This window comes from Acidovorax lacteus (assembly GCF_039540375.1).
In the GTDB taxonomy this organism is placed as follows: domain Bacteria; phylum Pseudomonadota; class Gammaproteobacteria; order Burkholderiales; family Burkholderiaceae_C; genus Acidovorax_G; species Acidovorax_G lacteus.
Genome location: NZ_BAABEX010000030.1, coordinates 175,225 through 185,798, shown reverse-complemented (window position 1 = coordinate 185,798; position 10,574 = coordinate 175,225). Strand labels below are relative to the sequence as shown.

The window sequence follows — 10,574 nt, the reverse complement described above, 5'->3', positions numbered from 1 at the left end:
CGTTGCTCTCTCAGGGCGTGACAGGGGCAAGCGCCAGGGCCAGGTCGCTGGCCGGGCGCTTGCGGTCAAAGGTGAGGCTGGCCTCCACATGGGCCAGGTGGGCCTGCATCAGCGCCACGGCGCGCTCTTCGTCGCGCGCGGCCAGCGCCGCCACGATCTCGGCGTGCTCTTCATGCGAATGCTCGGCGGCGCTGGCCGACTGGTACATCAGCGTGATCAGTGCGCAGCGGGACACCAGGTCGCCCAGCATCTGCGCGAGCACTTCGTTGCCCATGAGTTCGGCCATGCGCACATGGAAGTCGCCCAGCAACTCATTGCGGCTGCTGGCGCTGGCAGCGCCCATGGCGGCTTTCTCGGCGGCCACGTGGGCCTTGAGCGCTTTGATCTTGGCGGGTGTGACCGCGCGCACAAAGGCACGGGTCATTTCGGTTTCGAGCATACGGCGCACCGCGAACACCTGGCGTGCCTCTTCCACCGAAGGGGCGGCTACGAACGCGCCGCGTGCGGGCTCCAGGGTGATGAGGCGGTTCTGCGCGAGCTGGAACAGCGCCTGGCGCACCAGCGTGCGCGACACACCAAAATGGTCGGCCAGCTTCTGCTCGGCCAGCTTGGCGCCCGGCTGCAGCCGGTGCTCGACGATGGCACGCGTCAGCGCCTCGACAATGGTGCTGGTGGACGAGGATTCCATAAGGGCATGATAGTACGGATCGGCTAAAAGTGTATACACTTTTGGTCGACACAGATGCCCGATTCCCCGGGTGCGATTCAGGAGATTCCCTATGGGCTTGAGTACCCACGTTCTGGACACCATGCACGGCACGCCCGCGGCGGGCATGGCGGTCACGCTGTACCAGACCGACGCCGCCGGCCAGGCCACGCCGGTGCGCAGTTTTGTGCTGAACCACGACGGGCGCAACCCCGACGGCCCACTGTACGACAACGCCAGCCTGCGGCCGGGCACCTACCGCCTGAGCTTCGAGGTGGCGGCGTATTTCCGCCAGCGCGGCGTGCAGCTGCCCGAGCCGCCGTTTCTCGACCGGGTGCACATCGACTTCGGCATTGCCGACGTCAGCCAGCACTACCATGTGCCGCTCTTGGCAAGCCCCTGGAGCTATTCGACCTACCGCGGCTCCTGAGCGGGCGCCGTCAACGGCTAATGCTGGCCTTCGCTGAGCGTATCGAGCTGGAAATGCCCGCTCTTGTCCCACAGCCAGGTGTCGGTGTAGGTCACACGTCCCATGCGGGCTGGCACCGGAAACGGTGCGGCAGCGCGCACGGTGCGCTCGATCTCGGCCACCACCTCGGGCGCATGGCGCGGCGCGCGCAGCCAGTGCAGGCGCGTCACGCGGCCCGCACGGTCGATGTCCACCTCCAGCACGCCGATGGCGTAGAGCATGGGGGGCAGCTTGCCCTGGTAGATGCGCTGGGCGTTCAGGCCGTACAGGTGGGTGGCGGCGTCCTGGCGGTAGGCGCGCGGTGTGGCTGCGGCCGACTGGCGGGCCGAGCCCTGGGCTGCGGAAACCGGGCCGGTCACGGGCGGCGCATCGGCACCCGGGCTGCGGCTGTCCACGGGCGGGGGCGGCGCCTCAGGCGCCGATTTGCAGGCGGACACGAGCGCGGCCACCGCCGCCAGCAAAGGGGCCAGAAAGCGCTGGGTGCGCGAGAAGGATGGCGGCGGGTCGGCAGAATGCGTCATGGTGTTGTATCGGGCCACTGGGCGCACCCCGTCTGCGGCCATGCCGGGTGCGCAGAGGCCTGAGGCGCAGGGCAAGGGAGCATGCAGGGTGAGCGATTGGACAGATTTGCAGGCGGCCCTGGCCACAGGGCCCGTGTGCCTGGTGGGGGTGGAGTCTACCCAAGGGTCGGTACCGCGGGAGCGTGGGGCCTGGATGGCCGTGTTGCCGGAGCGCAGCATTGGCACCATCGGCGGCGGGCATCTGGAGTTTGAAGCCCTGGCCGAAGCCCGTGCCCGCCTGGCCGGGCGCACTGGCCCGCGTACGGCGCGCTACGCGCTCGGCCCCAGTCTGGGGCAATGCTGCGGTGGCGTGGTGCATCTGGCGTACGACGTGGTCACGGCGCACGATCTGCCCGCGCTGGCCGGGCGGCTGGGGCAGGGCCTGTCGCCGCTGGCGCTGTTTGGCGGCGGGCATGTGGGCCACGCCTTGGTGCGCGCGCTGGTCCCCTTGCCCTATGCCGTGCGTTGGGTGGACAGCCGCGACGGCATTTTTGCGCCCGACCTGCCCGGACACGTGAGCACCGAAGTCTCCGAGCCCGTACACGAAGCCGTGCGCGACCTGCCCGCTGGCTCCGAGGTACTGGTCATGAGCTTCAGCCACGCCGAGGATTTGGACATCGTGGCCGCCTGCCTGCGCCGCCAGCGCCAGCAGGGCGATCTGCCTTTCGTCGGCCTGATCGGCAGCCGCACCAAATGGGCGACGTTTTCGCGCCGCCTGGCCGAGCGCGGCTTTGCGCCCGAAGAGCTTGCCCATATCACCTGCCCCATCGGGCTGCCCGGCATCACCGGCAAGGAGCCCGCAGTGATCGCGGCCGCTGTGGTCGCGCAACTGCTGCTGCGCCGGTCGGAGCGCATGGTGCAAGGGGGGCTCTCAGGGTAAGTCCGGCCCTGCTGCCAAGCCCCCGGGCTGGTGGCAGGAACCGTTCTTGCATACACTTTGTGTGGACCGCGCTGCAGGCATCGCCTGCCAGTGCGGCCATGGGTCGCAGCGGTGCCCCGGCGTGCAATACGCCCTGGTGCGCGGCCCTCGTCAACTGCTCAGAGCGCCCGCAGTGGTGAGCAGGTTGTGTGCAGGCGGCTCCACGGCCGCCGCAAGGTTGAGAACACTATGGAAAGCTATCTTCTCGACTGGGCCAACCTGCTGTTGCGGTGGCTCCATGTCATCACCGCCATTGCCTGGGTCGGTTCGTCGTTCTACTTCGTCTTTTTGGACAGCAGCCTCACGCCGCCCCAGGACGAAGACCTCAAGCGCCAGGGCGTGAGCGGCGAGCTGTGGGCCGTGCATGGCGGCGGCTTCTATCACCCGGTCAAGTTCAATGTCTCGCCCCCCAAGCTGCCCGGGCACCTGCACTGGTTTTACTGGGAGAGCTACAGCACCTGGCTCAGCGGCTTCGCGCTGTTCACGGTGTCGTACCTCTGGAGCGCCAGCACCTATCTGATCGACAAGTCGCGCATGGATTGGGCGCCTTCGCAGGCGATCGTCGTGGCACTGGCGTTTCTGGTGGTGTTCTGGCTGCTGTACGACGCGATCTGCCGCGTGTTCGGCCAGCGCAAGAACGGCGATGCCATCGTGGGCGCGCTGGTGTTCGGGCTGGTGTGCATCGCCTCCTGGCTGGCCTGCCACTGGTTTGCAGGGCGTGCGGCCTTTTTGCTGGTGGGCGCGATGATCGCCACGGCCATGAGCGCCAACGTGTTCTTCTGGATCATTCCGGGTCAGCGCAAGGTGGTGGCGTCCATCAAGGCCGGCGCGCCGGTGGACCCGATCCACGGCAAGCGCGGCAAACAGCGCAGCGTGCACAACACCTACTTCACGCTGCCGGTGCTGTTTGCCATGCTGTCCAACCACTACAGCTTTCTCTGGAGCCATCCGCAGAACTGGCTGGTGCTCATCCTCATGATGTTTGCGGGGGCTGCGATCCGGCAGTTCTTCGTCATGCGCCATGGCTACAAGCTGGGCCGCAATGCACACCCCTGGCCCTACGCCCTGGTGGGCGTGCTGGTGATCCTGGCCACGGCCGTCTGGATGCGTCCGGCCCCGGCACCGGCCGCAGCGGCAGGCACTACTGAATCGATAGCTGCAGCGCAAGCAGGGACAAGCACAAGCTCCGGTTCTGACTATGCGGCTGTGCGTACTGTGCTGGAGCAGCGCTGCTACCAGTGCCACGGCGAGCAGGTGCAGATGAAGAACCTGCGCGTCGATTCGGACGCAGCCGTGCGCCAGCATGCGCAAGCCATCTACCAGCAGGTGGTGGTGACCAAGCTCATGCCCATGAACAACTCCACCGGCATCACCGACGCCGAGCGCGCGCTGATCGGCCGGTGGTTCCAGGCCGGAGCCCCGACCACGCCCTGAGTCGCCGGGAGGCCGCGGCCCCTGTGGCCTCTCAGGCGACGCGCACCTGCGCAGCAGGCCAGGCCCCGTCGTCGGGCAGGCACACGACCACGGGCGACGCTGCCGCTTTGGCGCGGCGCTTGGCGGCGGCTGCTACATGGGCCACCTCTTCGGCGCGGGCAAAGCGCCCGGGTGCCACCGGCACAGCCCCGATCGATAGCGTGACCAGCGGAAAGAACCGCTGCACGCCGTGCCGGTCTTCTGCCAGGATGCCGCCCTGGCTGCGCGCCTCCTCGTCGTGCAGTTGCGCCGCCTCCAGCGCAAACTGCGCGGCAATGTGCTCGCAGCGCTGCTGCCAGTTCGGGCTCTGGAAGAGCAGCATGAAATCGTCTCCGCCCACATGGCCCACAAAATCGCGGCGCGGGTCGCAGTGGGCGGTGGCAATGCGCGCGGCGCAGCGGATCATCTCGTCGCCCTGCCAGTAGCCGTAGGTGTCGTTGAAGGGCTTGAAGTGGTTCAGGTCGGCGTAGCAGGCCGCAAAGGGCGTGCCGCTGTCCAGCAGGCGCTGCAGGTGCAGGCTGATGGGAATGTTGCCCGGCAAAAAGGTCAGCGGGTTGGCGTGCCGTGCGGCCTCGATGCGTGTTTCGGTCACGGCACGCACCAGTTCGTCGCCCGTGCCCAGGCCTACGTAGCGGCCGTTCTCGGTGACGATGTAGCCGTCGCGCAGGTAGCGCTGGTCTTGCGACGTGAGAATGCCCACGAGCTGGTCCACGTCGCAGTCGATCTCGACCACGCGCGGAGCCGTGTTGGCCTGCTGCAGGCAGGGCTTGCGGCCGTGCACCTCGCGAAAGTAGGGTGTGGCGTAGTGCGTCATGAACTGCAGCCGGTTGATCAGCCCGACGGGCCGTGCTCCCTCGACCACGGCCACCGCGTGCAGATCGGCCTGCTGGCGAAACAGCGCGGCCACCGCTTCGTTGGGGGTGTGCGGCGTCACCGTCGGGGCGTGCAGCCGCAGCAGGCTGCGCAGAATGCCCGGCCGCGCTGCCTGGCCCAGGTGCGGCAGCACGGCCACGCGCCGGTCTTGCAGCACGTCGTGCGCTGCGCCCTCGATGCGGCTGCGCGGCGCAGCCGCCGGACGCCCGATCAGCCAGCCCTGGCCGTACGGAATGTCCAGATCGCGCAACGCGTGCAGGTCTTCACGCGTTTCGATGCCTTCGGCCACCAGGGCTGTGCCAAACACGTCGGCAATGCCCTTGATGGCCTGCACCATCTGCAGGCGGGCCGGGTGGTCGGCAATCGCGTGGATGAAGTACTTGTCGATCTTCACGTAGTCGGGCTTCACCTCCGACCACAGGCGCAGGCTGGAGCGCCCGTCCCCGAAGTCGTCCAGCGCCACGCGCGCACCGGCGGCGTGCACCTCGCGCAGCGCCACGTCCAGTTGCTGCAAATCGCTGACCCGATCGTGCTCGGTGAGCTCAAGCACCAGCATGCGCGGCTGCAGGCCATAGCGCCGCAGCACCGCGCCCAGGGTGCCCGGCGGGCACAGGCGCATGGTGTGCACCAGCGCATCGGCGCTGATGTTGATGAACAGCCGCCCCGGTGCCTGCAGCGCCGTCCAGCCTTGCAGCGCCTGCACCACACAGGCGATTTCAAAGTCGTGCAGCAGCCCCTCGGCACGGGCCTGCGCGAGCAGCGCGTCTGGGGTGTGCAGCGCGGTGCCCTCAGGCCCGCGCACCAATGCCTCGTGTGCGTAGATGTGCCCGGAGCGCAGGTCGGCCAGCGGCTGGTACACACACCGCAGCCCCTGCTGGCGCAGCAAATGGGCCACGGGGCCTGCGCCCTGGTGCGCCGCGGGGCTCAGGAGCCGGTCGAGCAGCAGGGCTTGGAGGGAAGACATGGCGGCATGGCAGGGCGATGAGCGGCCTCGCAGCGTAGTGCGGTGCCATGACATGCGCATGACGCGTCTTCGTACCATTGACAGGCGGGTAGCGCAGAAGCCCGCGCCTCGGAAAGGCTGCGGTCGGCTCGGGCCACAATGACGGCATGAACTCCGCTGCGCCTGATCTTCAGCTTGCGTCCCTGCTTCGGCGCGACCCGCGTGCGTTCCTGGCGGAGCTGTACCGTGCGGCCGTGGCCAGTGCCCAGCCGCTGCACGGCATGCGCGCGCACCTGCCCGCACCGCCTCCGGGCCGCACCGTGGTGGTGGGGGCGGGCAAGGCTGCCGGTGCGATGGCCCATGCGCTGGAGCAGCTCTGGCCGGCCGATGCGCCGCTGTACGGCGCGGTCGTCACGCGATACGGCCATGTGCCGCCCCGGCCTGCCGGTCTGCCCCAGCGCATCGAGGTGCTGGAGGCCGCCCACCCCGTGCCCGACGCGGCGGGCGAGGCTGCGGCACAGCGCATGCTGCGCAGCGTGCAGGGCCTTGGGGCCGACGATCTGGTGCTGTGCCTGATCTCGGGCGGCGGCTCGGCCCTGCTGAGCGCGCCTGCCCCGGGGCTGGGGCTGGCCGACAAGCAGCGCATCAGCCAGGCCCTGCTGCACAGCGGAGCCAGCATCGCCGAGATGAACTGCGTGCGCAAGCACCTCTCGGCCATCAAGGGCGGTCGCCTGGCGGCCGCCTGCGGCGCGGCGCGGGTGGTCACGCTGGCCATCAGCGACGTGCCTGGCGACGACCCCTCGGTGATCGCCAGCGGCCCCACGGTGCCAGACCCCAGCACCTGCGCCCAGGCGCTGGACATCCTGACACGCTACGCCATCGACATTCCGCCTGTGGTGCGTGCCGCGCTGGAAAGTGGACAACTGGAGACTCCCAAGCCTGGCCACCCTGGGTGGCAGCACCATGCCGTACACCTCATCGCAACACCGTGGCAGGCCCTACAGGCCGCCGCCGAGCGGGGGCGCGCTGCCGGGGTGCCGGTGCATGTGCTCTCGGATGCGGTCGAAGGCGAATCGCGCGAGGTCGGGCGTGTGCATGCCGCGCTGGCCCGCGCGGTGGCAGAGCGGGGCAGCCCGTTTGCGCCGCCGTGCGTGCTGTTGTCGGGCGGCGAAACCACGGTCACCGTGCAGGCGTCAGCCGCAGTGGCAGGGCGCGGTGGCCGGGCCACCGAGTTCTGCATGGGCCTGGCGCAGGGCCTGCAGGCCCATCCCCGCATCTGGGCGCTGGCGGCCGATACCGACGGCATCGACGGCAGCGAGGACAACGCCGGTGCCTGGGTGCGGCCTGACACCACCGCCCGCGCGCAGGCCCTGGGCCTGAGCCTGGACGCCCACCTGCAGCGCCACGACGGCTGGGGCTTTTTTTCTGCGCTGGACGACCTGCTGGTCACGGGGCCGACCCATACCAATGTCAACGACTTTCGGGCACTGTTGGTGTTGTAGTCCGGGCCCGCCGAGGCCCGCACGGCCTTGAAGCCTGTAACTACAAGGTCTGTCACCTCCGCAAGGCGTGGCCTGCCATGGTCGTTGATCTTGCTCAAAGCCCCCGGCCGGCGTAGCGGGCACAGTGGCGAGCATGTCCTTCCCAGCCTGCTTTCACCTGCCTCCCGACGTTGAGGTCTTCGCGGGCGGTCATGTGCTGCGCCAGCGCAACGAGATGCTCGATTCGGTGCTCCATCTGGACAGTGGCCGTGTCTTGCGTTGTCTGCGCGAGGGCGGGGAGATCCGCCACCAGCTCGGCGTGGTCGAAGGTCCGTGCTGGGTGGATGCCGCGTCGGCCTTGCTCGGATTGCCGTTCCCGCTGGATCTGGTGGCCGAATCGCGCGTCCAGGTGCGGCGCATGCCGATGGCCGAGTTCCGGCGGCATCTGGACGCGTTGCCCGCCGAAGCGCGCTCACTGCTCATCGACATGGCCAAGGGTTTTCGCCAGCAGTCGGAGTTGGCAATCAGCCGGCTGGCGCTGGACGCGGAATCGCGCTGCGCCCAGTGGCTGCTCAGCCAGGCCCAGCCCGATCCGTCCGGGGCGATGCGGGTCACGCTCAACCAGCGCAAGCGCCTGATTGCAGCGCAGCTGGGGATTGCACCCGAGACGTTTTCGCGCGTGCTGCGCCATCTGCGCGAACTGGGCCTGATCGACGGCACCGGTACGGTGCTGAGCCTGCCTGAGCCTCGCGCGCTGCAGTCCATGGCCGGCTGCTGACGCAGCGCGCTCGGTTTCACGCGCTGGTCTTTTGCAGCCAGTGCGGCAGTGCGCCCCTGCGCCTGGTGCGCCATCAGGGTTTCTCCGTGCCCGCTGGTGAGGGTTCCACCCAAGCGCTGCCCGGCGGGGCGCTGCGTATATTGGTTGGACGCTTTTTCATGCGCCACCTGCCGCTATGTCCGCCGTCCTGTCTGCCTGTTCCGGATCGGTTCCTCGCAAGGGGGCGCCGTGACGCCGCCAGCGTCAGTGCCAGCGCCCACCGCTTCCGATGGCGGAGGCTGGCGCGCGCCAGGGGCCTTGGTGCTGCGCATGATATTGGTGGCGTGGCTCGCCATCTGGGTGGCAGGCGGCGCGGCGTTGTGGGTGGTGACCCGCGCTTCGGGCCAGGAGGCCGTGCGCCATGTGGTGCGCCAGCAGACCGATGAGGTCGAGGTGGTGGCGCGCCTGCTGGCAGGCAAGATCGAGCAGAGCCAGAAGGTACTGCGCATGGTCTCTGGTGGGGTGACGCCTGCCATGCTCGACGAATCGCTGTTGCTGGAAGGCTGGTTGCACCAGGGCATGCCCGCCGTACGCTTTTTTGATGCCCTGCAGGTGGCGCGTGCCGATGGTGAGATCGGCATCCATCTGCGGGCTGGCAAGCTGGAGAGAGCTTCGGCCGTTGACCCCGCCGAGCGCGACGCACTGCGCCGCACGCTGGTGGACGGTAAGCCCCTGGTCATTGAGCATGTGGCGGGCCGTTCCGGCGAGGCGCGGGTGCTGTTCACCATGCCCGTGCACCGCGAGGACGGCACAGTCATGGGGGCCGTGTTGGGCGCAATGCGGCTGCAGTCGCAAGGCCTGCTGCCTCCGTCCATGGCACTGCCCAGCCGCGAAGACTCGCGCCTGATGGTGTTCACACGCGACGGCACCATCCTGGCGCACTCGAATCCGGGACGCATCCTGGGGCATGTGCGGGACGAGCCTGGCGTGGCCAGCGTGCACGCCGCCTGGCGGGGGCAGGGCCATGCTGTGGCGGGTCGCGCAAGCAGCGAGGTCACGGCCGACCACGTGGTCAGCGTGGCGGGCATGCCCCTGCCCCAGTGGTTCGTGGGCCGTGTCAGCGACGCGCCCCCCCTGTTTGCTCCGCTGGAAGGCGCCCAACGCGAGGCCGCCGCCGTGGTGGGAGGAGTGGTGGCCGTGGCCATGGTGCTGGTGGCGCTGGCCATGGCGGCGCTGGCGCAGCCCCTCGCGCAGCTGCGCCATTGGGCGCCACGCCTGCTGCAGGGCCAGGTGCCCGAGCCGTGGCCCCGCGGGCGGGGCGAGGTCAATGCGCTGGTCGGTGTCTTCCGCGGCCTGGGCGAGCGTGCAGCGCTGCGCACCCAGGAGGCTGCGCAACTGGCCCAGCAATTTCAGGCCATTCTCGACTGCGCCTCGGTGGGCATCATCATCACGCGCTCGGGCATGCTCGAGGTCGTGGGCCGCCAGGCCTGCGAGATGCTCGGCTACTCGCCCGGCAGCCTCCAGGGGCGGCCTGCGCGGCTTCTGTATGCGTCAGACGCTGAGTACGCGCTCATCGGTCAGCGGGTGCGCCATGAGTTCGAGGCCCACCATGTGTTCGATGGCGACGTGCGCTTTATGCGCCGCGACGGCAGCGCCCTGTGGGCGCGGGTGCAGGGCCGCAGCGTGGTGCCGGGGCAGGTGGCCGGCGGCACGGTCTGGATTCTGGAAGACCTGACGGCCACGCGCGAGGCCCAGCAGGAACAGGCCTGGCAGGCCACGCACGACCCGCTCACGCAGTTGCTGCACCGCGATGCGTTCGATCAGCGCCTGCGCGCCTTGCTGGCCGAGCGTTCTACCCGCCCGCGTACCCAAGAGGGCCTGGATGCCGGCGACGACCCCCCGTGTGACGGGGTGGTGCTGTTCCTGGACATCGATCATTTCACGGTGGTGAACGACGTGGCCGGCCACGACGCAGGCGACGACGTGCTGCGCCACGTGGCGCGGATGATCGAGTCGCAGGTGCGCCGCATTGGCTGGGCCGCTCGCCTGGGGGGCGATGAATTCGCGGTGGTGCTGCCTGGGTGCTCACCTTCGCGCGGCCTGGCGGTGGCCGAGCAGTTGCGGGCCACCGTCGCCGAATGGGAGCCTTCGTACGGTGGACGCAGCTTCACGCTGGGTGTAAGCATTGGGCTCGTGGTGCTCGATGCCACGCTGCAGGACGTGCCCTCGGTGCTGTATGCGGCCGACATGGCCTGCTACGACGCCAAGCGAGCCGGTCGCAACCGGGTGGAGTTGCGCCGTGCGCGTGAGGCCACAGCCTCGGGTCGCATGGCGCTGGGCCCTGCCTAGCCGTCGCGATGCGGGCGGCCTTTCCCGCGGCCTCTTGCTCAGCC

General features: G+C 69.2%; 9 protein-coding genes. 6 read left to right on the top strand and 3 right to left on the bottom strand.

From position 1 onward, the window contains the following. Positions 1-10: 10 nt before the first annotated feature. On the bottom strand, positions 11-688 hold the full coding sequence (locus tag ABD866_RS15710) for a GntR family transcriptional regulator (protein WP_345067312.1): 678 nt from the start codon (positions 686-688) through the stop codon (positions 11-13). Between the two features lie 91 nt (positions 689-779). Here ABD866_RS15710 and uraH point away from each other — a divergent pair, with 91 nt between their 5' ends. Beyond that, the gene (uraH, locus tag ABD866_RS15705; protein ID WP_345067309.1) at positions 780-1,136 is read left to right on the top strand and encodes a hydroxyisourate hydrolase; all 357 of its coding nucleotides are present in this window, start codon (positions 780-782) and stop codon (positions 1,134-1,136) included. A gap of 17 nt (positions 1,137-1,153) precedes the next feature. Here uraH and ABD866_RS15700 read toward each other — a convergent pair whose 3' ends face one another. Beyond that, on the bottom strand, positions 1,154-1,633 hold the full coding sequence (locus ABD866_RS15700; RefSeq protein WP_345067395.1) for a hypothetical protein: 480 nt from the start codon (positions 1,631-1,633) through the stop codon (positions 1,154-1,156). A 151-nt stretch (positions 1,634-1,784) separates the two neighbouring features. Between ABD866_RS15700 and xdhC the strand changes: the two genes are divergently transcribed. Together xdhC and ABD866_RS15690 are read left to right on the top strand one after the other, a co-directional pair. After that, entirely contained in the window at positions 1,785-2,615 is an 831-nt protein-coding gene (gene xdhC / locus ABD866_RS15695) for a xanthine dehydrogenase accessory protein XdhC (protein ID WP_345067306.1), read from the top strand. 228 nt (positions 2,616-2,843) lie between these two features. Next, on the top strand, positions 2,844-4,088 hold the full coding sequence (locus ABD866_RS15690) for a urate hydroxylase PuuD (protein ID WP_345067300.1): 1,245 nt from the start codon (positions 2,844-2,846) through the stop codon (positions 4,086-4,088). Positions 4,089-4,119: 31 nt separating this feature from the next. Here ABD866_RS15690 and ABD866_RS15685 read toward each other — a convergent pair whose 3' ends face one another. Further along, positions 4,120-5,964 (bottom strand): EAL domain-containing protein, encoded by a 1,845-nt coding sequence (locus tag ABD866_RS15685; protein WP_345067297.1) that lies wholly within the window; start codon positions 5,962-5,964, stop codon positions 4,120-4,122. A gap of 146 nt (positions 5,965-6,110) precedes the next feature. Between ABD866_RS15685 and ABD866_RS15680 the strand changes: the two genes are divergently transcribed. From ABD866_RS15680 to ABD866_RS15670, 3 genes are all read left to right on the top strand, one after another. Continuing rightward, positions 6,111-7,445, top strand: a complete 1,335-nt coding sequence (locus tag ABD866_RS15680) for a glycerate kinase type-2 family protein (protein WP_345067294.1) — start codon at positions 6,111-6,113, stop codon at positions 7,443-7,445. Between the two features lie 133 nt (positions 7,446-7,578). Then, positions 7,579-8,202 carry a Crp/Fnr family transcriptional regulator gene (locus tag ABD866_RS15675; RefSeq protein WP_345067291.1) on the top strand — a complete coding sequence of 208 codons (624 nt, stop codon included), beginning with the start codon at positions 7,579-7,581 and terminating at the stop codon, positions 8,200-8,202. 309 nt (positions 8,203-8,511) lie between these two features. Further along, a complete protein-coding gene (locus ABD866_RS15670; RefSeq protein ID WP_345067289.1) occupies positions 8,512-10,530 on the top strand; it encodes a sensor domain-containing diguanylate cyclase in 2,019 nt (672 codons plus the stop codon). The last annotated feature ends 44 nt before the right edge of the window (positions 10,531-10,574 follow it).